Origin of the sequence: Paracoccus kondratievae (genome assembly GCF_009301415.1) — a bacterium.
GTDB lineage: Bacteria > Pseudomonadota > Alphaproteobacteria > Rhodobacterales > Rhodobacteraceae > Paracoccus > Paracoccus kondratievae.
Map to the genome: position 1 here is coordinate 746,223 of NZ_CP045073.1, position 24,767 is coordinate 770,989.

The 24,767-nt window shown below is 63.0% G+C and carries 17 protein-coding genes and 2 pseudogenes; 8 read left to right on the plus strand and 11 right to left on the minus strand.

The genetic code is table 11. The annotated features are described in order from the left end of the window. Positions 1 to 80: 80 nt before the first annotated feature. From F8A10_RS15005 to F8A10_RS15020, 4 genes are all read right to left on the minus strand, one after another. A complete protein-coding gene (locus F8A10_RS15005) occupies positions 81 to 8,402 on the minus strand; it encodes a hypothetical protein (protein WP_152367748.1) in 8,322 nt (2,773 codons plus the stop codon). Between the two features lie 222 nt (positions 8,403 to 8,624). Next, entirely contained in the window at positions 8,625 to 10,766 is a 2,142-nt protein-coding gene (locus tag F8A10_RS15010; protein WP_152367749.1) for a M23 family metallopeptidase, read from the minus strand. Positions 10,767 to 10,769: 3 nt separating this feature from the next. Further along, entirely contained in the window at positions 10,770 to 11,549 is a 780-nt protein-coding gene (locus tag F8A10_RS15015) for a hypothetical protein (protein ID WP_152367750.1), read from the minus strand. A gap of 11 nt (positions 11,550 to 11,560) precedes the next feature. Continuing rightward, a complete protein-coding gene (locus F8A10_RS15020) occupies positions 11,561 to 11,998 on the minus strand; it encodes a DUF1036 domain-containing protein (protein ID WP_152367751.1) in 438 nt (145 codons plus the stop codon). 46 nt (positions 11,999 to 12,044) lie between these two features. Between F8A10_RS15020 and F8A10_RS15025 the strand changes: the two genes are divergently transcribed. From F8A10_RS15025 to F8A10_RS15045, 5 genes are read left to right on the plus strand one after another with little or no spacing between them, the layout of a single operon-like run. After that, positions 12,045 to 12,506 (plus strand): hypothetical protein, encoded by a 462-nt coding sequence (locus tag F8A10_RS15025; protein WP_152367752.1) that lies wholly within the window; start codon positions 12,045 to 12,047, stop codon positions 12,504 to 12,506. Continuing rightward, a complete protein-coding gene (locus tag F8A10_RS15030; RefSeq protein WP_227493441.1) occupies positions 12,503 to 13,132 on the plus strand; it encodes a MotA/TolQ/ExbB proton channel family protein in 630 nt (209 codons plus the stop codon). Before F8A10_RS15025 ends, F8A10_RS15030 begins: the two co-directional genes overlap by 4 nt. A gap of 3 nt (positions 13,133 to 13,135) precedes the next feature. After that, entirely contained in the window at positions 13,136 to 13,606 is a 471-nt protein-coding gene (locus F8A10_RS15035) for an ExbD/TolR family protein (protein ID WP_152367753.1), read from the plus strand. Next, complete coding sequence (locus tag F8A10_RS15040) at positions 13,606 to 13,998, plus strand: biopolymer transporter ExbD (RefSeq protein WP_152367754.1); 393 nt, start codon at positions 13,606 to 13,608, stop codon at positions 13,996 to 13,998. The genes F8A10_RS15035 and F8A10_RS15040 overlap by 1 nt, the downstream gene beginning before the upstream one ends. Beyond that, on the plus strand, positions 13,995 to 15,023 hold the full coding sequence (locus F8A10_RS15045; protein ID WP_152367755.1) for a hypothetical protein: 1,029 nt from the start codon (positions 13,995 to 13,997) through the stop codon (positions 15,021 to 15,023). The genes F8A10_RS15040 and F8A10_RS15045 overlap by 4 nt, the downstream gene beginning before the upstream one ends. Before the next feature lie 767 nt (positions 15,024 to 15,790). On the opposite strand, the gene F8A10_RS15050 is transcribed toward F8A10_RS15045, so the two are convergent. The 7 genes and pseudogenes from F8A10_RS15050 to F8A10_RS15080 form a co-directional block, all read right to left on the minus strand. Further along, on the minus strand, positions 15,791 to 15,964 hold the full coding sequence (locus tag F8A10_RS15050; protein ID WP_264675555.1) for a DUF2207 domain-containing protein: 174 nt from the start codon (positions 15,962 to 15,964) through the stop codon (positions 15,791 to 15,793). After that, on the minus strand, positions 15,964 to 16,470 hold the full coding sequence (locus tag F8A10_RS15055) for a hypothetical protein (protein WP_152367757.1): 507 nt from the start codon (positions 16,468 to 16,470) through the stop codon (positions 15,964 to 15,966). The genes F8A10_RS15050 and F8A10_RS15055 overlap by 1 nt, the downstream gene beginning before the upstream one ends. A gap of 655 nt (positions 16,471 to 17,125) precedes the next feature. Next, positions 17,126 to 17,317: a hypothetical protein gene (locus tag F8A10_RS15060; RefSeq protein ID WP_193668216.1), complete on the minus strand. Its 192-nt coding sequence runs from the start codon at positions 17,315 to 17,317 to the stop codon at positions 17,126 to 17,128. 378 nt (positions 17,318 to 17,695) lie between these two features. Then, positions 17,696 to 20,176 (minus strand): TonB-dependent siderophore receptor, encoded by a 2,481-nt coding sequence (locus tag F8A10_RS15065; RefSeq protein ID WP_152367759.1) that lies wholly within the window; start codon positions 20,174 to 20,176, stop codon positions 17,696 to 17,698. Positions 20,177 to 20,278: 102 nt separating this feature from the next. Next, positions 20,279 to 21,289 carry a FecR family protein gene (locus F8A10_RS15070; protein WP_152367760.1) on the minus strand — a complete coding sequence of 337 codons (1,011 nt, stop codon included), beginning with the start codon at positions 21,287 to 21,289 and terminating at the stop codon, positions 20,279 to 20,281. A gap of 98 nt (positions 21,290 to 21,387) precedes the next feature. After that, positions 21,388 to 21,900 (minus strand): RNA polymerase sigma factor, encoded by a 513-nt coding sequence (locus F8A10_RS15075; RefSeq protein ID WP_227493442.1) that lies wholly within the window; start codon positions 21,898 to 21,900, stop codon positions 21,388 to 21,390. Positions 21,901 to 22,180: 280 nt separating this feature from the next. Then, a pseudogene (locus F8A10_RS15080) lies at positions 22,181 to 22,866 on the minus strand (IS5 family transposase). A 128-nt stretch (positions 22,867 to 22,994) separates the two neighbouring features. On the opposite strand from F8A10_RS15080, the pseudogene F8A10_RS15085 reads away from it, so the two are divergent. From F8A10_RS15085 to F8A10_RS15095, 3 genes and pseudogenes are all read left to right on the plus strand, one after another. Continuing rightward, positions 22,995 to 23,093, plus strand: a pseudogene (locus tag F8A10_RS15085) (transposase); the annotation flags it as partial. A gap of 119 nt (positions 23,094 to 23,212) precedes the next feature. Beyond that, the gene (locus tag F8A10_RS15090; RefSeq protein ID WP_152367761.1) at positions 23,213 to 24,214 is read left to right on the plus strand and encodes a cation diffusion facilitator family transporter; all 1,002 of its coding nucleotides are present in this window, start codon (positions 23,213 to 23,215) and stop codon (positions 24,212 to 24,214) included. 32 nt (positions 24,215 to 24,246) lie between these two features. Further along, positions 24,247 to 24,543: an ArsR/SmtB family transcription factor gene (locus F8A10_RS15095; RefSeq protein ID WP_454557386.1), complete on the plus strand. Its 297-nt coding sequence runs from the start codon at positions 24,247 to 24,249 to the stop codon at positions 24,541 to 24,543. Positions 24,544 to 24,767 lie beyond the last annotated feature (224 nt).

Genomic DNA, 24,767 nt, shown 5'->3' on the forward strand with positions numbered 1-24,767 from the left:
ATTCCCGTCAGGCCGGCCGAGGTCCCGACGGGACTTGCGGCGACTGTGTCAAACTAGCCCCGGGCCGCGGCCCAGACCAGTCAGAATTGCCAGCGGAACTGGCCCGAGACGCCGACGCTGTCCAGACGGTCGCCAAAACGCGCGTCGATGCGGGCACCGGCGCTGATCTGGCGGCCCCGGGATTTCTGCCCCAGCACCTTGATCCAGTTCGCACCGATACTGATCTCGCCATAGGTGCCGAGGTTTTGGGATGTCAGCTCCTGCCGGTCGAACTCGTCCGACTTGGTCGAGTAAAACACCGAAACCGTGGGATCGGCGAAATCCTTGTAGACCGTGCCAGTGACGAAGGTGTTCAGCGCCGAGTTCTGGCTGGGCTGGACGAAGGTCTTGGCGACAGTTGCGCCAACAAAGCCAACCTTGCGGCTGCTGTCCTTGAAGCTCAGCTTGTATCCGTCGGCGAACATGATTGATTCGGTCGAAAGCTTCGACCAGGCGAATCCCACCGTCGGCACCACCACCCAGCCGCTGTCGCGGATCGGAAGCGCATAGCTGATCGAGCCGCTGAGCGTATGGGCATCGCTGGAGAATTCGGTCTCGTCCAGTCCCAGCCCGGTGTAACCCGGCAGCGGGTTGTCCGAAATGGTGAAATCCGTACGCTCGAAACGATATTGCAGATCGGCCTGAAGGCGGTCACGGGTCGCGGTTGCGTAAACCCCGGCATAGCGCTGTTCGAAATCCGTCGAAGTGTGCGAGGTCAGGATCCCCGTCAGGTTCTGCGAGTTACCGGGGTCGATCGCATAGACCGGCTGAACGGTCGAGCCGCGGTTGATGCCGCCCAGGACGCCCAAGGCGACGTTCCACCCATTGTAACGGCTATCGAAACAGGCCAGATCGGTCCCGACCTGCATACCGTAGTATTCGGCCTCGATCTTGGTCGCAACCCGGCTGACACCGTTGTCGGTCGAGCCGCTGGCAGTGGCGTGACCGCCGATGGAACGGCCCCAGCTGCCCACGCCGCAGGGCTTTTCCTTGTCTTCATAAGCCAGCGAGGTGACATAGGGGCTGGTCGGCCGGTTTACAACCGAACCGATCAGCGATTGCACCAGCGTCACGTTGCCAAAGATCGCGCCCATGGCCGGGTTCAGCTGACTGATCAGATTCAGGTCGCCGAACTGGCCGTCGCGCTCGATCGAATAGACGACGCGCTCCGAGCCGATCGGCAGGGCATCGTGGCGGAAAGTGAAATCATTGGCCGAGCCAAAGCTTTCGTCCACATCAATCAGCGTCAGGCGGACGCCGCCGCGCGGCGCTGTGTTGATACCGGTCTGGTTGAAAGACAGGTAGATATCGCCATGTGCTGCACCGCCCTCGACCTCGATGCGATCAGCCTTCATGTTGCGGAAATCCAGGTCCAGCTGATAGGTGCCGCTGCCGGCCATGCCGTTCAAGGTCAGCCGGCCCGAGGTATCGCCGTCCGCCATGTTGATGACGCCGTTGTTCGTCGCGACACCGGCAACCCGGGCGTGGCTGCCAATCACATCTACCCGGCCCTGATTCAGCAAGTCGCCCCCGAGCATACCTGCCAGCCCCAGCACATTGCCGTCGGTCACCACAGTGCGCGTGGCATTCACGGTCTGGTCAGCAGCAAGGGTATAGCTGTCGTTCAGGATGAAATCGCGGTCGATGCGTATTCCGTCGCGCAGGGTCAGCGAACCGCCATCATGGATCAGATCGCCGGTGATGTGACCTCCCAGCCGTGCCGTGCCGGTGTTGCGCACCGAACCCTCGACCACGCCCTGCTGATCCAGCAGGCCAGCGTTATCGACATCGCCCACCAGAGTACCGTTCAGGAACATGCTGCCGCCGGACAGGTTCACCGCATTGTCCACCGTCAGCCGACTGCCCGAAGCGACAACGAACTCTGCCCCCGACTGGTTGTTCATCAGCCCCCGCACCGTGACGTCGTCCTGCGTCATGAAACGGCCCGAGACGTTGTTCAGATTGCCCAGTATCGTACCGCCCCAGCTGGCGGAGCCCTGATTCTCGACACTGCCGGTGATGGTGCCGTCCCCTTTCAGCGCACCGCTGTTGACCAGATCGCCAGCAAGCGTGCCCTGCACCGTCAAACTGCCGGTGCTACGGTTCCATGCCGGTTTATCGGTCATGGTCAGTTGCCCGCTCTCTGCGATGGTGGTGCTGCCCGCGTTCGACAGTTCGGTCACGGTCACGGCTCCTGCGACGTTGAGCACGCCGCTGTCCTGGTTCCGCAGCACCTGATCGACCGTCAGCCGCTCGCCCGCGCCAACATCGGTGGTGCCCGCGTTCGTCAGGCTGCCGACCCGCAGATCGCCGGTCAGATCAAGCGTGCCGCCGTTCTCGACCGAACCGGTGATGGTGCCATGCGCGCTCAGGGTGGCGTCGTTCACGACATCGCCCTCGATCCGGCCACCCAGAAGCTCCGTCGTCCCCGCCGAGTTCAGAAGATCCCCCGCAAGCGTGCCGTAGATATGTGTCTGCCCTTCGTTCACCACCTGCCGCGATGAACTCAGACGGTCACCCGCCGAGATGGTCGTGTCGCCCCCGCTCCCGGTGACCAGCTCCCCCACCGACACATCGCCCCGCGTGCCGACCGTGCCGCTGTTCGAAAGACGGTCGTCGATCCGACCGGCAATCTCCATCGTGCCGGCGTTCGTGACATCGCCGCTGATACGGCCCCCATCGCCCATCACCGTGTGGCCCGTCGCCGAGTTCGACAACCCCCCGATCAGCCGGCCGTCAATGCTGAGGTCGCGATCGTTCTGCACCTGGCTGTCCGAGCGCAGCGTGCCGCCGGCGGCGATCTCGACCTGCCCGCCGTTCGTCAGACCGCCGACACGAAGCTCGTCCTGATCGGCCCGCACGGTCCCCGTATTGCTCACCGTCCCCGTGATCCGGCCAGTCCCGCTCAGCAGGCCGCCATTCGTCAGAGAACCATCAAGAACGCCGCCGGACAGCCCCAGCCGACCCGTCCCCGACGTCTCAACAGAACCATCAAGACGACCAGAAAGACTAATAACACCAGCGTTCAGTACAACACTGTCCGAGGCCAGTGTGCTGCCCGCAGCCACATTCAGAAGCTCGTTATTGACCAGTCCCGCAACGCTGAGCCGGCCAGAGCTGGTCAGGGTGCCGTTGTTGGTCACCGTGCCGCCGACGCGACCGCCGATCCGCGCCTCGTCATTGTTCAGCAATGAGCCGGTAATGGTCCCGTCACCCTGCAACCGGCCGTCGTTGGTCACAGCACCAGCAATGGTGCCGCCCGACAGCGTGACCGTGCCGGTATTGGCAACATCCGCCGACAGACGTCCGGCGACGTTCAGCTGGTTCTCGTTCGCGACAGCACTGTCCGAGACCAGCGTGCTGCCCGCAGCCACATTCACCGTGCCGGTATTGTGCAGCGAAGCGGTGCGCAGCGTGCCTGCACTGGTCAGGGTCCCGCTGTTCTCGGCACCGGCCATCAGCCTGCCGCCCAGCGTGGCGGTGCCGCTGTTGGTCAGCAGCCCGGACAGCGTGCCGGTGCCGGTGATGGTGCCCGCATTGCCGACCGCGCCGCTGATCCTGCCACCGTTCAGCGTCAGATGCCCGGTGCCTGCGTTCGACAGGCCCGCATCAAGCAACCCCGAGACGGTCATGCGGTCGTTGTTCTGCACCTCACTGGCCGAGCGCAGGATGCTGCCGCTGGCGATATCGACGATCTCGTTATTGACCAGACCGCCCACTATCAGCGTACCATCCGGCGCCAGCGTGCCATTGTTGGTGACGCTGCCGGTTACGGTGCCGTTGCCCCGCAACTGGCCGTCGTTCGTCACAGCGCCCGCGATGGCGCCGCCCGACAGCCGGGTCGTGCCAGTGTTCTCCAGCCCGGCATTGACCTGGCCCGAAACGGTCAGCTGACCCGCGTTCTGCACCGCCCCGGCCGAGTTCAGCGTGCCCGCCACCGTCATCTGCCCGCCGCTCAGGTTGCTGACGGCCTGCGCATTGGCCTGGGCGTCGGCGGCCACCGTGAAGCTGCCGTCATTGGTCAGCTGGGCGACATTGGCCAGATTGCCGTTGGAATCCGCATCATTCGTGACGGTAAAATTGCCGTGGTTGGTCACGTCGTGGTTGCGCATGTCCAGCTGCGCCGAGACCCTTACCGTGCCCGCCGCACCATTGGTCAGGTCGCCGTCCAGAAAGCTGTCACGGTCATAGATCACCGTGCTGCGGTTCTCCATGTCGCCGATGACGTCCACATTGGTCACCGTGCCGCCCTCTTCGACCGCGAAAAGATCGGTGACAATGGTCAGGTTGCCCGCGGCGCTGCCGGTCACCGTGCCTGAGTTGGAGAAAGTGCCATCCACCGTCAGCGTCACATCGCCGCCCCCGCCGCCCATCTCCAGCAGCTCGCGGTTGGTCAGATTGCCGTTGATCTGCGACGAGGACAGCACCTGCATCGTACCACGGTTGGTGACATTGCCGGTGACTTCGGCGCCGTCCAGCGTCAGCTCACCATCGTTCTGGATGCCGTCGCTGCCGGTCACGGTCACGGCTCCTGCGACGTTGAGCACGCCGCTGTCCTGGTTCCGCAGCACCTGATCGACCGTCAGCCGCTCGCCCGCGCCAACATCGGTGGTGCCCGCGTTCGTCAGGCTGCCGACCCGCAGATCGCCGGTCAGATCAAGCGTGCCGCCGTTCTCGACCGAACCGGTGATGGTGCCATGCGCGCTCAGGGTGGCGTCGTTCACGACATCGCCCTCGATCCGGCCACCCAGAAGCTCCGTCGTCCCCGCCGAGTTCAGAAGATCCCCCGCAAGCGTGCCGTAGATATGTGTCTGCCCTTCGTTCACCACCTGCCGCGATGAACTCAGACGGTCACCCGCCGAGATGGTCGTGTCGCCCCCGCTCCCGGTGACCAGCTCCCCCACCGACACATCGCCCCGCGTGCCGACCGTGCCGCTGTTCGAAAGACGGTCGTCGATCCGACCGGCAATCTCCATCGTGCCGGCGTTCGTGACATCGCCGCTGATACGGCCCCCATCGCCCATCACCGTGTGGCCCGTCGCCGAGTTCGACAACCCCCCGATCAGCCGGCCGTCAATGCTGAGGTCGCGATCGTTCTGCACCTGGCTGTCCGAGCGCAGCGTGCCGCCGGCGGCGATCTCGACCTGCCCGCCGTTCGTCAGACCGCCGACACGAAGCTCGTCCTGATCGGCCCGCACGGTCCCCGTATTGCTCACCGTCCCCGTGATCCGGCCAGTCCCGCTCAGCAGGCCGCCATTCGTCAGAGAACCATCAAGAACGCCGCCGGACAGCCCCAGCCGACCCGTCCCCGACGTCTCAACAGAACCATCAAGACGACCAGAAAGACTAATAACACCAGCGTTCAGTACAACACTGTCCGAGGCCAGTGTGCTGCCCGCAGCCACATTCAGAAGCTCGTTATTGACCAGTCCCGCAACGCTGAGCCGGCCAGAGCTGGTCAGGGTGCCGTTGTTGGTCACCGTGCCGCCGACGCGACCGCCGATCCGCGCCTCGTCATTGTTCAGCAATGAGCCGGTAATGGTCCCGTCACCCTGCAACCGGCCGTCGTTGGTCACAGCACCAGCAATGGTGCCGCCCGACAGCGTGACCGTGCCGGTATTGGCAACATCCGCCGACAGACGTCCGGCGACGTTCAGCTGGTTCTCGTTCGCGACAGCACTGTCCGAGACCAGCGTGCTGCCCGCAGCCACATTCACCGTGCCGGTATTGTGCAGCGAAGCGGTGCGCAGCGTGCCTGCACTGGTCAGGGTCCCGCTGTTCTCGGCACCGGCCATCAGCCTGCCGCCCAGCGTGGCGGTGCCGCTGTTGGTCAGCAGCCCGGACAGCGTGCCGGTGCCGGTGATGGTGCCCGCATTGCCGACCGCGCCGCTGATCCTGCCACCGTTCAGCGTCAGATGCCCGGTGCCTGCGTTCGACAGGCCCGCATCAAGCAACCCCGAGACGGTCATGCGGTCGTTGTTCTGCACCTCACTGGCCGAGCGCAGGATGCTGCCGCTGGCGATATCGACGATCTCGTTATTGACCAGACCGCCCACTATCAGCGTACCATCCGGCGCCAGCGTGCCATTGTTGGTGACGCTGCCGGTTACGGTGCCGTTGCCCCGCAACTGGCCGTCGTTCGTCACAGCGCCCGCGATGGCGCCGCCCGACAGCCGGGTCGTGCCAGTGTTCTCCAGCCCGGCATTGACCTGGCCCGAAACGGTCAGCTGACCCGCGTTCTGCACCGCCCCGGCCGAGTTCAGCGTGCCCGCCACCGTCATCTGCCCGCCGCTCAGGTTGCTGACGGCCTGCGCATTGGCCTGGGCGTCGGCGGCCACCGTGAAGCTGCCGTCATTGGTCAGCTGGGCGACATTGGCCAGATTGCCGTTGGAATCCGCATCATTCGTGACGGTAAAATTGCCGTGGTTGGTCACGTCGTGGTTGCGCATGTCCAGCTGCGCCGAGACCCTTACCGTGCCCGCCGCACCATTGGTCAGGTCGCCGTCCAGAAAGCTGTCACGGTCATAGATCACCGTGCTGCGGTTCTCCATGTCGCCGATGACGTCCACATTGGTCACCGTGCCGCCCTCTTCGACCGCGAAAAGATCGGTGACAATGGTCAGGTTGCCCGCGGCGCTGCCGGTCACCGTGCCTGAGTTGGAGAAAGTGCCATCCACCGTCAGCGTCACATCGCCGCCCCCGCCGCCCATCTCCAGCAGCTCGCGGTTGGTCAGATTGCCGTTGATCTGCGACGAGGACAGCACCTGCATCGTACCACGGTTGGTGACATTGCCGGTGACTTCGGCGCCGTCCAGCGTCAGCTCACCATCGTTCTGGATGCCGTCGCTGCCGGTCACGGTCACGGCTCCTGCGACGTTGAGCACGCCGCTCTCCTGGTTCCGCAGCACCTGATCGACCGTCAGCCGCTCGCCCGCGCCAACATCGGTGGTGCCCGCGTTCGTCAGGCTGCCGACCCGCAGATCGCCGGTCAGATCAAGCGTGCCGCCGTTCTCGACCGAACCGGTGATGGTGCCATGCGCGCTCAGGGTGGCGTCGTTCACGACATCGCCCTCGATCCGGCCACCCAGAAGCTCCGTCGTCCCCGCCGAGTTCAGAAGATCCCCCGCAAGCGTGCCGTAGATATGTGTCTGCCCTTCGTTCACCACCTGCCGCGATGAACTCAGACGGTCACCCGCCGAGATGGTCGTGTCGCCCCCGCTCCCGGTGACCAGCTCCCCCACCGACACATCGCCCCGCGTGCCGACCGTGCCGCTGTTCGAAAGACGGTCGTCGATCCGACCGGCAATCTCCATCGTGCCGGCGTTCGTGACATCGCCGCTGATACGGCCCCCATCGCCCATCACCGTGTGGCCCGTCGCCGAGTTCGACAACCCCCCGATCAGCCGGCCGTCAATGCTGAGGTCGCGATCGTTCTGCACCTGGCTGTCCGAGCGCAGCGTGCCGCCGGCGGCGATCTCGACCTGCCCGCCGTTCGTCAGACCGCCGACACGAAGCTCGTCCTGATCGGCCCGCACGGTCCCCGTATTGCTCACCGTTCCCGTGATCCGGCCAGTCCCGCTCAGCAGGCCGCCATTCGTCAGAGAGCCATCAAGAACGCCTCCGGACAGCCCCAGCCGACCCGTCCCCGACGTCTCAACAGAACCGTCAAGACGACCAGAAAGACTAATAACACCAGCGTTCAGTACAACACTGTCTACCGTCAGCGTCTGGTCCGCTGATATGGTGACCTGGCCGTTCTCATTGTTGACGAGATCGTCGACATGGCTGTCGTCAGAAACGACAACCTCGCCCGAGTTATCCAGAGTGGCGGCAATGGTGCCGCCCGACAGCGTGACCGTGCCGGTATTGGTCACGTCGTCATTGACTTCACCCTGGATGTCCAGCCAGTTCGAGTTCTGGACGGTACCGTTATGTTCGCCCCCCAGCCGCAGCCGACCATCGTTGACGATATCGCCATCGGTCCTGCCAAGCAGCGCCAGATCGCCGTTCCCGGCATTCGGATCGGCGCTGTAGCGGTTGACCTGAATATCGCCGTCGATATCGGAATAGATTTCGAACCTCGCGCCTTCCGCCACGGAAAACGCCAGATGCGACACCATCCATCCCGGGGCCAGTGTGCCCTGCCGCAGCGTGAAATCTCCCGATTCCAGCGTCAGCCCACCCGCCGTGGTGTCGAACAGGAATGTGTCCAGCTCTACCGTTGCGCTTTCACCGGGATTGACGCGGATGATGCCGATCTCGTCCCCCGGCAAAGCGGCGAGAGGGGCAGTGCCATCCTCGTTGGTCCAGATATGATCCCCATTCGCCCAATGGCCGTTGGCAGCGTCCAGGTCCAGATACATCTGCGCCCGCGCCATGCCGGGACGGAGGGGCAACCCAGCCAGCGAAATCAGCGCGGTGGTTATGAAAAGGCGGGAACGCAGAAAACGATGCGCGGGCAAAAAGAAGATTGGATGCATACGGGCACTGGTTACTTCAATGATTGGGACGATGCGGAGACGAAAGCTGGCGGCATCTTGCCCGCACGGATGCCGCCAAGACAAGTCCCATGCGTTTTTTTTCGCTCATCCCTGTTCTTTGCGCCGCAGTCGGTCCATCTCATCCACATAGGCGCGCAATTCGGGGGTCAGAGGCCGCTCGGGGATAATGGTGCCGACAACACCGCCGGCCGGTCCGCTCATCTTGCGGTCGGCCCAGTTGCGCAGATCGGCGACGGACCAGCCCCGCAGGAAGGGGTTGGCCACGACCACTGCCTGCCCCATCACCGCCTCAACCGACTGCGCAGGATCGGCACGCAACGCCTGATCTGCGCCTGCCGGACCAAGAAAATGCGCCAGATACAGCCGCCCGGCCGAAATAGAGTGACCGCGGGCGCGCAGGAAGGCCTCGTTCTCCTGCGCGAGGTGTCGCACCATCTGCCGCGACAGGCCGGCGTCCAGCCGCAGGTCCAGCAGTTCGCGCCGGCTCAGCGAACCCACCAGATCGGGGCGATAGCTGTGCATCATCCGCAACCAGGTACTCTCGATGAATTGTCCCAGCCCGGTCGCGGTCGAGCGCGGATTCTTGGCCCCGGCATCGCCGCCGCTTTCGACCCGGATGATGTGGCCGATCAGCGATTCGATGGAATCCGAGGCCAGAACCTCGGCCCCGCCACCCAGCATCGGCAGGGGATCGATCGGCACGCCGTCACGCAAAAGCTGGAAAGCCAGCCCCGGTTCGGAGCGACCTGGCGGGACGCCGACCTGCCCGACCGGAGCGCCACGCGCCACTTCGGCACCACGCGACAGCTCCTGCGCCACCGAGACAAGCCCGGCATAGCGACTGACCAGCCCGCCGGGATGGGTGATCTCGACCCGGTCGCCATCCAGCGCCGTCACGCGACCGGCAGCGGCGGCCAGTACCGGGCTGTCCTGCGGTGCGGTCCAGACCACCTGCCCCCGCCCCGGATCATCATTCCCACCGGCGGCGGGCGGTACGAATCGCTGCGACAGCACGCCACCCACCGGCTGCAACAGTCCGGCCGAATCCAGCCGCCGCAGCCGCGCGCCGGGGGCATAACACTCGAACCCTTCATCCGCCGGCACGACATAGCAGGCCTTGTCCCCCGACTTACCCGAAACGCCGACAAACAGCACCGAGCCAGCCCGGTCAGCCGCACCCTCGGCATAGATCAGGGACAGCCGATCCTCGGGGTCGGCATAGCTGTCCAGGTCGTAAACCTGTGCCATCAGCGCCAGCGCCTCGCCGATCAGTTCCGGCGGCACGTCATTGCGCAGCGCGGCGGAATAGATCACGTCCAGCAGCCGCCGCTGCCCCTGCGGCGCGGCATCTTCGGCCTTGGCCATGGCATTGCGCATCAGCGGCTGGTCAACCCAGGGATCGGCACCCGGCACCAGTTGGCCCGCCGCCGACAGCGCCAGCGAGCCAAGATAGCCGCCCGGTCCGTAAAGCGACAGCTGGATCACCTCGCGCCCGCCATGGCGCGGCCGCCAGCGCATCGCCAGTACGGTGCCAGCCGCCAGCGCATCGCCCTGTCCCAGTTGCGCCTGCATCCGCCGGGCCAGCCGCGCGGCCTCGGCCGCGTCAAAGCCGTTCTCGGCCAACAGCGCCTCGGCCGTGGTGTCGCGCGCGGTCTCAAGGATCAGCTCGCGCCACAGCGGACTACGCAGCGTACCGTCGCGCAGAAAGACGATGTCCGATGCAGGATCGCCCGCCGCAGCCTGCGGCTGAGCGAAACTGGCATTAGTCAGCCGCTCGCGGCTGCGCTCGGCCTGAAACAGCGCGAACTCCTCACGCGTCGAGGGCAGCGCCGCAACCAGTTGCCGGTCGCGTGGCACCAACGCGCTGTCAAGCAGCGCCAGCCGCGCCGCGCGGCCCGTCACCCGTCCGGTCGCGGCCAGCGCCGCCGGAGCAGGAACCTGCCGCGCCTCGGCCTCGGCCCCGGATTCGGGCGGCGGGATGATGATCGGATCGCCAATGATGTCGGTGAAGGTGTCGCCTCGCACGACCGGGGCGATCTCAAACTGCGATTCCACCTGCACCATCTGGGGCGCAGGCGACAGGACGCTGATCAGCCATGGCCAGCACCATAACCCCAGCCCGCCCAAAGCTGCCGCGACCACCCCCATGCGCAGGACATTCACCCGGCGGCGGCGGCGCCGCGCGCCCCGGCCCATCTGGCGAAAGCGGGGATCGACCTCGGTCATCGCCTAGCGATACATGCCCGAGCCGGTCACCGTCATATTGATACGCGGCGATTGGGGTTGAGCGGCCGGCGCGGCGGGCCGGGCCGCGTTGGCGCGTGGCGTCGCGGCGTTACCGGCCGTAGCCCGGCGCGGTGCCGAACCAGCCGCGCCCGCAGTGCGCGGCTGGCCTGTGCCGCGCGCCACAGCTGGCGCAGGGGTCGGGGCTGGGGCCGAAACGCAGCGGACCCCGTCTTTGCCGACGATGGCGCGAAACAGCGGCACCTCTGGCTCATTGTCAGCAGGGCTGTCTGCCGCTTCGGACCAGCGCCCGACAGCACGGATCGAACCGGCACCCCAGTCGCCGTCGATGCTGCCGGTATAGCAATCCATGCGCTGCAACTCGGTCTGGATCGCCTCGGCCAAACGGTCTGTGTCGGGATCAAAGGCACCACGCCCCAGCAACCGGTCGAACAGCGCCCGATCACGCTGGCGGATCGTTTCGCGCGTCGCTAAGGGCAGGCCGATCGGACTGCGCGGGTCAAAGCCGGCCAGCACCGCCATGTCACCAACGATGATCGAGGGGCGCGGCAGACCTGTGCGCTGCGGCACGTCCGGCTGCGTGGCCATGGCAACAGGCATAGCGGTCGGGGAGACGGGCGTTGCGACCGGCTCTGTCACCGGCGCCTCAGCTGCGCGGATCACCTCCCCCGGCGGCAGCGGCGTGATGACCAGTCCCTGCGCCAACGCAGCGGGAGCGGCGCAAAACGCCACAAACCCCGCCAGCCATACGCCTTGCCGCACCATACGTCCCACCCTCAATTCGGTCTTGGCGTCACGAAAACCGTCCAGTCGGGACGGTCCTGCGTATCCACCTCGGCAAAGCGGGCATCCAGATAGCCGCGCAGCAGGCAATCCTGCTGCCCTTCGATCTGAAAGCGCCGCGGCGCCACGCACATCGGAATCGATCCTACAAGAACCTCGTTTCCGAATACATCCGCCGCGAAGACGTAATAATAGCGAGATCGCAACGCTTCGCGCTCCAGCATGGCGCATTGGTTCGGCGCAACGCGCCACCACCCCCGGGTCGCGAAACCCTGCCCCGAGGGCTGAGCCAGCGCAACATTCAGCACATCGAAGGACTGGTTGCACAGCCGCAACCCGGCCTGAACCGCCGTACCGCCGGCAACCAGCAGCAGCGTTGCAGCCAGGACATGCAGGACAAGGCTGATCCAGCGCCGATTGAGCAATGCCATCCGCCATGTTACAGCCCATTCCGGGCAAAGGGAGTTTCTAACAGGCATGAAACCGATCCTGACGGCAGACGCAACCTTCCCGGGCAAGACCGCGGCTTTGCTGACCGCGCTGGCCCTGCTGAGCACACCCCTGCACGCGCAGGAACCTGCTGAGACGCTGGCGATGGAACTGAACGGCGCCGTCTCGACCGCCGAGGGCGCCTGCCAGCTGACAATCGTACTTGCCAACCGGCTGACGCAGGGCCTGCGCCGTGCGGCCTGGCAAGTGGCGGTCTTTGACAAGGATGGCGTGGTCAAGGGCCTGCCGGTCCTGGACTTCGGCACGCTGCCCCCCGGCAAGACCCGGATCGCGCAATTCGCCCTGCCGGGCGGCGACTGCGACGCGCTGAGCCGGATCGTGATCAACGATGTGGCGGAATGCACCGCCGATGACGGTACCGACCACCGCGCCGATTGCCTGACCGGGCTGGCCACCAGCAACCGCAGCGATATCGAGTTCGGGCTATGATGCCTGCCGACCTGCCGATCAGCAGCTGGATCGTCTTTGCCGCGCTGGCCGGGCTTTCCGTGCTGACCCTGACTGTGGCGATCTTCAAGGTGATGCAGTTTCGCCGCATGGGCGTCGGCCGGCACCAGCTGGGCGAACAGATTCTGGATGACTGGCTTAACGGCCGCCCGGACGAGGCGCAGCGAAAGGCCCAGCCCGGCCGCACCGTGCTGACCCGGGTGCTTCGCGCCACCTTGTCCGGCCTTCGCGCCCGCCCGGCCGAGCCGGAATATGGCGAGGAGCTGGCCCGTCAGGTCGCGCTGGCCGAGCTGATTCAGCTGGGTGCCCGCATGCGCCTGCTGGAGGCCGTCGTGCAGATCGCACCGACGCTGGGGCTGCTGGGGACAGTGATCGGCATGATCGACGCTTTCGGCAATCTGGCCCTCAGTCAACAAATCTCGGACCCACGCCTGCTGGCAGGCGGCATCTGGACGGCACTGACCACCACCGCAGCAGGGCTGGCACTGGCACTGGTCGCCTATTTCATCTCGGCCTGGCTGGAAGGACGCATCGAGGACGAGCGACAAGGGATCGAGCTTGCCGTCTCGTCCGCGATCCATGGCCGGATCGCCCAGCCGGGACGCTGAACCATGCAGGTCACACGGCCCTCGATGCGTTTACCGGGTCTGGGCCTGCCGCGCCCGGAAAGACGCGGCCGCATCTCTGCGATGATCGCCCTGGCAGACGTGCTGTTCCAGCTGCTGATCTTTTTCATGCTTTCGGCCAATCTGATGGGCTATTCCATGTTGCTCCTGCAGGCCGGAGCGATCCGTGACACCGGCAAGGGCGAGGCCGCACCGAGCCCCGGCACCACTGTGACCGAGGCAAGCGCCACCGCCGTCTGGACGTTGCGACCGGACGGTATCGTCGCCTCGGGGCAGCAGTTCAACATCGAGCGCGTATCCATGCTGGCCGAGGCACTGGCGGCGCAGGGTACGCGCAACCTGCTGATCGTGCTGCAACCGCAGGTGCCGGTGCAGGATGTGGTCACGGTGCTGGAAACGCTTGCGGCGCGCGGCATCGATTCGGTACAGATCGCCGAAGCGACCGGAGCAGGATGATGAGCCTGCACCTGCCTGCGCCCGGCAAAAGGCCGCGCATCGACGCCTCGCTGGCCATCGTCAATATCGTGCTTCTGCTGATCTTTTTCTTCCTGCTTAGCGGGCAGGAACCGCAGATACGTACCCCTCTGGACCTGTCCACCACCACGACACTGGCGGCCGAAGACCTGCCCTCGCCCGTGCTGGAAATCCGTGGCCCCGAGGATTGGCTGCTCGACAGCGCCCCTATCAGACCCGAAATGCTGCCAGCGGCACTGGCCTCGGCGCCGGGGCCGGTGCATGTGCTGATGGACCGCGCCGCGCCGGCCGGTTTGCTGGTCGCGGTATTGCGCCGGCCGGAACTGGCCGGACATGAATTGCGGCTGGTAACGCTGCGAAACGGCGGGCCATGATCGGGCAGCCCTCATCCACGGGCGGCTGGGTTCTGGCCGCGGGCCTGTCGCTGGCGGTACATGGTGCGGCAGCCGGGGCGCTGCTGTGGCGCCCGACGCTGCCATGGCCCGGCGCAACGGGTGACCCCGCCCCGGCAGTGATTTCCGTCACTGCCCTGCCCCCGCCGAAGGCCGAGCCAGCGGCCGAGGTGCTGACCCCGGTGACCACCCCCGCACCGCCGCCCGAGCCGCAGCTTTTGACCGACACGGGCAATGAAAGCGCACCCGAGCCGGCGTCGCCGGAAACATCTCCCGTGCTGAGCAATACTGCGCTGCCGCTGGCCAGCGACACCGGATCCGCGCCCGAAGAACCCGCCACCCCCGCTGGGGATGCCGAAACCGGAACCGTGGTCGAGACCGACCCAAGGCTGGCCGAGGTCTTTGACCGTATCCGTACCCGGCTGACCGCGCCCTGCCTGCTTGCCCTGCCGGTGGCGGATGCGGCAGGCGATCTGCAACTGGACCTGCTTGCCGCCGATGATGAGCAGATCCCGGCGATGATGCGCGAATTGACCGAAGGGCTGGAAACCCGCGTCTCGGTTCAGGCGGTCCTGCTGGACCAGCGGCAATGCCCGGCATTGACCTTTGCACGCCGTGACCAGCGCTATCCGGTCCTGCCGCTTGCGATCCAACTGGACACCCCGGACATTGCAAGCGGCGAAAACCTGCGCGGCACCGTAGCCGGAGCCGGAGGCCGACCGGTCACGCTGCTGCTGATCGACGACAATGGTGTCACCCACGACATACGTCGCTTTCTGGTCATCGCCGGCGGGCAAATGCGCTTTGACCTGCCTATCGCACGCGAAGGTGCAGCCCGCGACACCCGACAGGTTCTGCTGGCCATCGCTACCCCGAACCGCCTGACCAGTGTCGGCGCGCTGGCAGGCGAACTGGCCGAGGATTTCTTTGCCCGCCTGTCGCTTGAGGTCGGCCCCGAGGCGCTGATCGGCGTCAGCAGCATCCACGTCCGACCCAGACCCTGGTAAAGCACTGCTCCCGCTATGCAGGCGCTGGTCGCTGCCCATGAAAAGGCGACATGCTGCTTCGGACATTGTCGCGATTGCCCGCCGCCGCCCAAAGGATGGGGTCGGGCACAATACGGATCAGCCGTTCGCCAGCCATGAATTCGATCACGAAATCCCGCTCATCTCCCAGTTACGGCCTGTGTGCGGCGTTCCCGCCGCAGCCGAGGCGATCCGGACCTCGCCCTCGACCCGATATCGACCCGATATTCGGACACATCATCCAGCCTTGACAAAACAAAAACACCTTCCCCGAGTCCGCCGATCAGACAGCCAAGCCGCTCTGCCTGCCCAAGAGGTAAGTTCTGCTGCCTTCTTCGAAACATATCATTTGTGAGAGTTGCTATGGGACTGACAACGTTGTCCGGTTCATAGAAAAGCGAATACGAACCTCGACCGCAGCGCATACGGAGGCGGCTTTCCGACGCGGGAACGCTTACCGGCCACCGCCGCAACCAGAGGAACTGCCCGGCGAACCAGCAGAAGATGAACCGGACGAGCCCGATGATGAAAACCCCGGTGCGGAGGAACTGCTGACCGGCAATTGCAGCGGTCAGCCCGGAAGCAAGCTGCCGGTGCAGGGGTTGCCCGCGCAAGGAATGTGTTGACTGGCGCCGGTAGAATGCCGCGGGCCACTCGCATTCATGCAAGAGCCCGGCGCCGTTCGGCACTGTCGAAACAGCCAGATCCCCTGTGCGGGCCAGCCATTCCTGAAACAACCCAATGCTTTTTCATCCCCAGCGCATCGCATAGGGCAGGATACGCGCGAAATGCGTGACCGACATTTCCGGGGCGCCCGCAATCCTCAGCCGTTCCAACTCTGCCGCATTGATATAGTCATGCACCCCCTTGATCTGGTCCAGAAGCGCGCGGGCGACGGTGGTGACCCGCCCCAGAATGAACATTAAGATCGAGTGCACCAGCAGCAGACCAGCCATCGCCAAAAGGCATATCCACTGTTCCGCCTTGATCCAGATGCAGCCGGGTCAGCACCACCTCCAGCCCCGTCAGGACGGCCACGCCAGCCAGTCCGCTGATCAGCGCCACAGCGCCGGATACAGGCGACGACAGCGGCATGAAAAATGAGCGGGCGCAGCATGGTGACAAAGTTCCATGCGATAAGCGAGGCGTGCAACGGGTAGGGCAGCAGGAAAGGCAGACCAGCTATAAGGCCGGTATTGATTACCAGAGCCAGAAGCACCCACCAGCCGTTGTCCTGCCGTTGCTTGCTTTGCCCCGGTCGCCGACGCTGATCGTCGTTCAGCGCGTCCTGCAGGGTCTTGATAGCCGCTACATCTGCCTCGCGCAGACGCAGCTCGCCCCCCCGCCGTGTCGAGATGATCCAGAACAAGCCGCAGATCATGGGCCAGATCGACGGGCAAATCACCATCTGTGCGGGCGAAACGACCATTACGTGCCACCTCGACCAACGCCAGCACCAGGGCCTGCGAAGGGTCAGGAACCAAGCCTTTTGCCAAGCCACCTGCGTCATCGCCACACTCAGCCCCTCGGGGGAGCGACGACTCCGCATACCGGATCACGGCCGCGCCATAACCACAACTGCAGACAGGCGACAAGTACCGCGGCAAGTGCCGCGAATACCTTAAGGGCGGGCTGTGATCGCACAGGAACCATTGCCTTTCCTGCCCGGCATCCGGTGGCGGTAGCGCGCCTTTGGGCAGCCAGACCTCCACCGTCGTGCCTTCGCGCAGGGCCAGCGGCACCGTAATCTCAAAGCGGAGGATGCCACCACTGTTCTGTACGAGACGTGTATCCTTTTCCCGCGCCCCGAAAGGGCCGGTGTAGAAAGCAGCATCTCGCGCAATCACCCCGGCAGGCAGCCGGATGGTTGCGCTGGCATGGTCGATCGGAAACAGTCATCCGGTACCAGTCGCGTTCCAGTACACCTCGTCATGGCCGGCAAAGAACCGCAACTGCCGGTCAGTGCGATACAGATGCTCGCCCCCGCCGCCAGAAACCCATCCGGATCGCCGATGCGGATGCGCAGCACCCGCGCCCCTCGACAAGTTCAAAGAGTTCGCCCCGCCTTTCGCGTTGCGCCGAGATCAACTCGGAACCCACTCGCTGGTTATGCCGCCGGTTTCGACCAGTTCCAGAATATCGCGAAAGATGCCGCGCCGGATCAGATCGCTCTCGCTGCGCAGACGGATGGCTTTGGTTACAAGGAAGTCACCGTCCGGTTCGACGGTCAGGTTGACCCGATACGTCCGGATTGCCTCAAGCAAGCGCCTTTGCACCACCCGCCGGACAACTGGCCTGAACCAGCTTGCCTTTCACATCACTCGCCTCTGATTTCCCTCTTTTCCGATATGATCGACGTGCTGAAGTGCAGCAAACCCTACCAAGCACCAGCAAGAGATCCGGCCCACTCCAACCTACAGTCGGAGTGGCCGCAATGCCCGTCTTGCCGAGCGCATGGGCGGCTCTGGCGATGCCCCCTACCTACCCTGCTACGGCGACGTGATAGCCTGCGAACAGCGCGAGAAAGAAAACGGCCGGAACCCGTTCGAAACGGAAACCCGGTTCGGGAATTGCGCAAGCCGCTCTCCAGGTTCATGAAATTTCTCGAAAAACCATCCGCAACCTCACCGATGAATAGATGGGGCTGCGATCTATCAGAACCTGTAGTTGAGATTAGCCGCAATCGTCCTGCCCTGACCATAGAAACAGCCGTTCAGATAGCTGCACCCGGACACATAACGCCTGTCGAACAGGTTTGTCGCCGTCACATTCAGCAGCAAACCGTCAAGATCGGGATTCCGGGATCCGAACTCATAAGACAGATTGGCGTCAAAGACAGTGTAGGACGGATATTTGAACGAGTTCGCATCATCACCATATCCACTGCCAGAATAGCGAACACCCGCCCCGACACCAAGACCCGCAAACGGCCCGGTGTGAAAATTGTATTTGGCCCAGAGCGAGGCCGAGACCGGCGGCATATACCGGACCTTGTTACCCTGTGTATCATCCTCGGTTTCAGAATAAACCGAATCCGTGTATGAAGCCGCAGCAATAATATCCAGACTGTCGAGAAGCGTCGCTTTCGCCTCCAGCTCTACCCCCCTGACGTGGATCTCCCCGGTCTGATGCGCAACGCCAAGCTGATCCCAACTCGGGACGTTCTGTTGTTTAAGGTCATAGGCAGAAAGTGAAATGAACGCGTTCTGACCCGCTGGCTGATATTTCACCCCGATCTCATATTGCTGCCCGGTGGTGGGCTTGAAGGGGTTCTGATTCCCGTCAAAGCCAGAATATGGCATGAACGACGTCGCATAGCTTGCGTAGGGGGCTAATCCGTTATCAAACAGATACGTCAGCCCGGCACGATAAGTGAATTCCCGGTTGGTCTTTTCGGTCTCGACAGAGTTCATGGTATCGTGATCCTCCTGCCGGGCGATATCGTAGCGTCCGCCAAGGGTCAGAACCCACTTGTCCCACTTGATCTGATCCTGCGCATAAAAGCCAAGCTGGCTTATTCTGTTGTCCCACCGCGCCCCAAGAACCGGCCGGTTGAAGGTTCCATATTGTGGATTCGTGATGCTGATGGGCGTGTTTCCCCAGCCATAATAACCCCAGTAGTCATTCTTGAACCACTTGTAGTCGACGCCGACGATGGCGTTATGCTCTACCTCACCTGCCTTGAGGTTGAGTTGCAGGTTCGTGTCTGCCGCGAACACCGTATTCTTTGATGCGTAATCATAGGCATTGCGATTCAGCATTGTATAATCGGTCACACCGTCTGTCGTGACATAACCATTGCTGAAAAAGGTCTTGTAAGAGTCGTCCACATATATGTATTTCGCGCTGTGATGAAGCGAAAGCCTGTCGCTGAATTCATGCCTGAAATCATAGCCGATTACGCTCTGCTTCCTGTCGTAATTATTGTAATCCAGCTCACCCGAAAAGAAATCCTTGTCTATATAGCCAAGCGGACTGGACACAACTGTCCCCACATATGGCAGCGGTCGATAATCCGGCCTGCCGCTGTCTTTCTGAAAATGGGTCAGGATGGTGAGTTCCGTTCCATCCTGCGGCTTCCACGTCAGGGACGGCGCAATCATGACGCGCTTTTCGTTTGTATAGTCGATATTCGTGCCGGTTCTGGTCGCAACGCCCGTAAAGCGGAATGAAAAGTCGCGACTGCGGGGAACCGGCCCGGAAAAGTCGAATGCGGCATAGGCCCGGTCATGGGACCCGGAACCGACGATAACCTCGCGCAGCGGCGTCTCGGTTGGCCGTTTGCTGACCATGTTGACCATACCGCCGGGATAGTTCTGCCCATAAAGCACCGACGAAGGCCCTTTGAGAACCTCTACCCGCTCCAGCAGATAAGGATCTATCTGCGGCGAGCCTCCGGAGTCCCCGATATAAGGCAGATATGTTCCATCCAGATAAAGCGGAGTAGGCGCAAAGCCACGTACTTCGATGTTATCGAAGGACCGGAGCGAACTACTGGCACCGCCCGCACCGACCCCCGCGCTGTATCTGACGGCATCCTTTACGGATTCTGCCCCCCGCTGCCTGATTTCGTCCGCCGCGATCACGCTGATGGATTGCGGCACTTCGATCAAGGGCGCATCGGTCTTGGTACCTGTAGCCGACCGCGTGGCGACAATGCCGGGGACAGCCCCCCAGGCACTTTCACCCGAACTCTGGATCACTATGGGGTCCAGCACGATCGCACCATCATCCGGGATGCTGACCGCCACTCCCGGCAGATCAACAAGCGCAGCGGATCCAGCGCCAGCGATGCTTACCGAAATACCCGTGCCCGCAACCAGACGTTGCAGTGCTGATCTGGGGGCGATGTTACCGTTCACCCCGGGCGACATCTTGCCTCGCACAAGCGCGGAAGAATAGCTGATCTGCCAGCCGCTTTGCCGGATGAACGCATCGATAGCCGAGGAAAGCGGCTGCGCCGGAATCCGGAAACTCACGGCCTCATTCGCTGCCTGTTGTGCATAAGCCTCATGCCCGTTGAAGGGCAGCACCCCACCGAAAACCGTCGACAACAGAAGCAGCGCCAGCAGGCGCCTGCCCTTTAGCCCTGATCCCGTTGCATGACGCGATGTCACCGCAGTCTTCCTGACCATGTTTTTACTGTCCTCTCATGCTCATGAGGGCAGCAGGCCTGTCGTTACCCTCTGCTACCTAGACGCAGCAGAGGGGCGAAACCGGCAAAAATAGTTTATAAGTTATCTCAGGATTATGAGGCCGCCGGGCAATCGGGTTATCTTCACTCCCGCGGCGTCAGCCAGGGTCCGGATCGCACCCTCAATATTGTCGAGGCGATAGTGGCCGGTGACGACAAGGTCGCCAATACGGTCGCTGACAACAAGGATGCTGCCGCCATAGTAGCGGGCAAGTTCGTCGGCTACATCACCGAGGCGGACATCCTCGAATACGATCCGGCCTTCGCGCCAGGCCAGAAGACGGTCGGGATTGGCGGGCAAGGCTGCAAGAGGCCCGGCATCTGTAACCGTCACCGCCTCACCCGGCTGCAGCCTGATCTGTTCGGCGCTGTCACAAAGGCATGAGACATCGACCCGCCCAGTTTCAAGAACGATCTCATCCCGATCCGGCCGACGCCGGACCGCGAATGTCGTACCCTTGACCACCGCCTGACCGAAGCCGCCAGAGACGCGGAACGGATGTGCCGGATCATGCTGGACATCGAACCAGGCTTCGCCTTGCAGCAGAACAATGTCTCGGCGACCGTCCTGAAAGTCGACATCCACGCCGGTATCAGTGTTGAGGATCATCGTCGATCCATCGGGAAGCATAACCGTCGACCGATCTCCGGCGACCGTCATGTAATCGGCCCGCCACCGGAGCATCAGCTTGGGGGATTGCCAGGCACAGATCGCCAAAACCGCGACCGCAGCCACAGCCGCAGCGGCGACACGTGGGGACCAGCGGTGCGTGCTGCGCCGAAAGGCAGGTGCCGGGTCATCGGAGTGAGAAGGCGGCAAGGACTTCACCGCCCTCAGGAAGGCAGTGGATCCCCATATTGCCTCCAGATCGCGAAACTCGCTTTCATGCCGGGGATCCTGATCGAGCCAATGCCGAAATTCGGCCAGCACGGCCGGATCCCCTTCAGCTTCACGAAGCCTGCCAAACCAGTCCAGCGCAGCATCGACCGCCGGGTCCTCATGGACATAGTCCTTTTCCGTCCCCTCGGTCCGTTCGTGCACTTTCTCACCCATGTCCGGCTCGGGCCTCCGTTACCTTGACGTTCCCCAGGTTCAAAACCGGCAAAAATACCAGCAAGCGAGTGAAGGCGGGCTTATACCGGTTCGGGCGATCACGGTTTTTCATACCGCGCCACAGCATCACGGCAATGCCCCATGGCAAGCTTCAGGTCACTGAAAACCGTTCTCTCCGAAATACCCAGATGCTCTGCGATCCGACGGTTGGGCCAGTTTTCGACCCTGCTGAGGATCATCACTGTCCGAGCACGTTCCGGAAGGCCCGATAGCGCCTGCGCAAAAAGGCCAAAACGTTGTCGCTCGATGATCGCGTCTTCGATCGAAAGGACATCCTCTGCAACATGCTGCATGGCAAGCGAATCGGCATCTGCTACCTCGATCCGCGAGCGGGTTCCTTTCCGGCGCAGATGGTCAACAGCAAGATTGCGGGCAGTCTGGTGCAGAAAGGCCTCGACATGCTCGACCGGGGCCTGATCCATCGCCTTCTTCGCCCTGATATAGGTTTCCTGCGTCAGATCCTCGGCTATCTGTCGGTCGCGAACAATGCGCATGACACTCCACATCAGCGACTGCCGTACGCCCATGAAGACATTGGTCAATGCGCCCATCACACCCCAAATCCACATGCCGGATCGGCCAGAGACGGCCAAATGAATTTCCGACGAACCCCTGCAGTCCGCCGGTTTTGTGGGTGCAGTCGGCTGGCCACTGGTCGGAATCTGACCAGAGCTTGCTGCGCGCGGATCATGGAGGCCCGGCTATGTGCGCCCGACGGAACAAAAGACCAAAGGGCGCGCCAGATACCACATGCCCGCGCAGCACTGCGAACTGGCCCTCAATAGCAACAGTTCACCGGAGTGCAACAGATGAACCAGAACGGCTGCTGAATTAAGCCAGAACCAGCAAGCGATCGTATCGGGTTCCGATGCAGCGCCAGTCCTTGAGACGTGCGAACATGTTCTCGATCCGGTGGCGCAGGCGGTAGAGTCCGGTGTCATGCGGGATCGAGGTTTTCCGGCCGGTGCGGGGGGGGGGATGCCCGGCGAAATACCCGTCCCGATCAGCGCGTTGCGGAACCAGCCGGCATCATGACCCCGGTCTGCAAGCAGCGCCCGCGCGCCAATGTAGCCGGAGGTCTGGCCTGCCGACAGGAACATCCGGATCGGACGGCCCTTTGCATCCGCTAGGACGTGCAGTTTCGGGTTCAGACCGCCTCTTGGTCTGCCCGATCAGCCGTCGGCGACCCCTTTTGAACCGCCAGGCTCGATGCGGTTCGATGGGCCCTGGCGTGGGTCGCGTCGATCATTACGATCCCGGTCTCCTGCGCTCCGGCAGCCTGCTCGGTCATGATCGTGGCGAACACGCCCATCCGGCTCCACCGCTTCCAGCGGTTACAGAGCGTCTTCGGCGGGGCATGGCCGCAGGCGCGACCTTTCACATCAACCCATTGCGCTGGATGAAGATTATCCCGCTCAACACCCGCAGGTCATCGGCCCTCGGCCTGCCCGGGACTTCGGAAAGAACGGCCGCAGCCGCTCAATCTGCGCGTCTGTCAGCCAGTAAAGTTCGCTCATGATCCCTCCCCAAGTCGGGAGTTTGAAGCATCCCGCCCGCCGGCACTCAAGAATATAGGTCCTGACCTGCCCCCCGGAAGTTCCTTCGCCGTGATGTAGAATCTGCCCAATCTGAAGGAGCAGACAAGATGAGGAAGAGCCGTTTTACCGAAGCGCAGATTATCGGGATGATCAAGGAACAGGAGGCTGGTTTGCCCACGTTCGAGCTTTGCCGGAAGCATGGGCTAAGAGTGACCCGCTACGCCGCCGTAGGCCTTGCCAGCTGGGACGAATTGCTAGCGGAGCGGTTGACATAAAACATATGAACACTTATTCATGTGTTCATGTCAAACTGATGAGCCCTGAAATGTCCCATTCACACAGCCATGGTCATTCTCACGATGACCATTCCCACGATCACTCCCATGCGCCGACCGTCACGGGCGATAATGAGCGCAAGGTACTTCTCTCGTTTTTCCTGATCTTCACGTTCATGATCGTGGAGGTGATCGGCGGTCTGATCTCAGGATCGCTGGCGCTGCTTGCCGACGCCGGACATATGTTGAGCGACGCGGGTGCGCTGGCGCTGGCCTATGCGGCCTTTCGGTTCGGACGGCGCGCGGCCGACTCCAGGCGAACCTTCGGCTATCTGCGTTTCGAGGTCCTTGCCGGTTTCATCAATGCGATCACGCTGTTTGCGATCGTCGTCTGGATTGTCTATGAAGCTTGGCAGCGCTTCCAGGAACCGCACGTGATCTTGGCGGGACCGATGCTCGGTGTTGCCATCGCCGGCCTTCTCATCAATATTCTGGTGTTCTGGATTCTGACGCGCGGCGATAGCGAACACGTCAACATCAAGGGCGCCGCCCTTCATGTCATGGGTGACCTGCTCGGTTCCGTGGGTGCGGTTTCAGCAGCCATCGTGATCTCTTACACGGGTTGGACCCCGATCGATCCCATCCTGTCGGTGGTTGTCTCCCTGCTGATCCTGCGCAGCGCCTGGGGCCTTCTCGGCAAGTCGATCCATATCCTGCTCGAGGGTGCACCCGACAACGCGACGCCCGAAAAGATTCAGCGTCATCTCGTCGAAAATATCCCTGGCGTGGCGTCCGTAAGCCACATCCATGTCTGGTCGATCACCTCCGGGCGGACCTTGGCCACGATGCATGTGCGACCGGCTGCCGATGTCGATGCTCGCTTGATCGTGCGCGGAATCGAGAATGAACTGAAGTCACAGTTTATGATCGAACATGCGACTATCGCTATCGACTGGAATGACGAAGCGGAAGCATGCAGTCTGTCCCAACCCCCTGTTCCGACGGGCCACGCGCATGGGGATGGACACGACCATGAGCACGTCCGCGCCTGACAGGAGCATGAGCATTGAAACGAGCCCCATCCTTGACGCAGCACGACGTAACCGTATTGGCGGAGACTTTCCGCCTGCTGGGTGATCCCACAAGATTGAGAATCCTGCTCTTTTGCCTGCCAGGTCCAAGGTCTGTTGGCGAGATTGTTGAGAATCTGGAGTTATCGCAGACGTTGGTCAGCCATCATTTGCGGCTGCTCAGAGGTGCGAGGCTCGTCAGAGGGGAGCGTCGGTCAAAGCAGGTTTTCTACGAAGTGGCGGACAGCCATGTAAGCGACATGCTGATCGACATGGCGTTCCATATCCACGAAGACCATGCAGATGACTAGGCAAAATCAGCGGAGCCATCCGAAACACGATGTGAATTCGGCACCTGCGCCCGTGGCTCCGCACGGCTTACTCATCGCCTCGCTTCGTGTCTGAGCCGTACTACGAAGATTGAGCTCGCCGCGTTCAGTCGGACGCGCGAGCTTGGGTCGGCTTGCCGGAATCAGATGAAATCGGATCTTGACCTTCCAACCATTGGAGACCGCGCAGTTCTGTCTGAGGCCCG

What these genes read in the sequence shown, in the direction of transcription:
- F8A10_RS15045 (WP_152367755.1), top strand. Translation starts at nt 13,995, where the DNA reads ATGATCGGGCAGCCCTCATCCACGGGCGGCTGGGTTCTGGCCGCGGGC.
- F8A10_RS15020 (WP_152367751.1), bottom strand. Translation starts at nt 11,998, where the DNA reads ATGGCATTGCTCAATCGGCGCTGGATCAGCCTTGTCCTGCATGTCCTG.
- F8A10_RS15005 (WP_152367748.1), bottom strand. Translation starts at nt 8,402, where the DNA reads ATGTATCTGGACCTGGACGCTGCCAACGGCCATTGGGCGAATGGGGAT.
- F8A10_RS15055 (WP_152367757.1), bottom strand. Translation starts at nt 16,470, where the DNA reads ATGGTCGTTTCGCCCGCACAGATGGTGATTTGCCCGTCGATCTGGCCC.
- F8A10_RS15090 (WP_152367761.1), top strand. Translation starts at nt 23,213, where the DNA reads ATGTCCCATTCACACAGCCATGGTCATTCTCACGATGACCATTCCCAC.
- F8A10_RS15075 (WP_227493442.1), bottom strand. Translation starts at nt 21,900, where the DNA reads ATGGGCGCATTGACCAATGTCTTCATGGGCGTACGGCAGTCGCTGATG.
- F8A10_RS15040 (WP_152367754.1), top strand. Translation starts at nt 13,606, where the DNA reads ATGAGCCTGCACCTGCCTGCGCCCGGCAAAAGGCCGCGCATCGACGCC.
- F8A10_RS15065 (WP_152367759.1), bottom strand. Translation starts at nt 20,176, where the DNA reads ATGGTCAGGAAGACTGCGGTGACATCGCGTCATGCAACGGGATCAGGG.
- F8A10_RS15070 (WP_152367760.1), bottom strand. Translation starts at nt 21,289, where the DNA reads ATGGGTGAGAAAGTGCACGAACGGACCGAGGGGACGGAAAAGGACTAT.
- F8A10_RS15025 (WP_152367752.1), top strand. Translation starts at nt 12,045, where the DNA reads ATGAAACCGATCCTGACGGCAGACGCAACCTTCCCGGGCAAGACCGCG.
- F8A10_RS15010 (WP_152367749.1), bottom strand. Translation starts at nt 10,766, where the DNA reads ATGACCGAGGTCGATCCCCGCTTTCGCCAGATGGGCCGGGGCGCGCGG.
- F8A10_RS15015 (WP_152367750.1), bottom strand. Translation starts at nt 11,549, where the DNA reads ATGGTGCGGCAAGGCGTATGGCTGGCGGGGTTTGTGGCGTTTTGCGCC.
- F8A10_RS15035 (WP_152367753.1), top strand. Translation starts at nt 13,136, where the DNA reads ATGCAGGTCACACGGCCCTCGATGCGTTTACCGGGTCTGGGCCTGCCG.
- F8A10_RS15030 (WP_227493441.1), top strand. Translation starts at nt 12,503, where the DNA reads ATGATGCCTGCCGACCTGCCGATCAGCAGCTGGATCGTCTTTGCCGCG.
- F8A10_RS15050 (WP_264675555.1), bottom strand. Translation starts at nt 15,964, where the DNA reads ATGTTCATTCTGGGGCGGGTCACCACCGTCGCCCGCGCGCTTCTGGAC.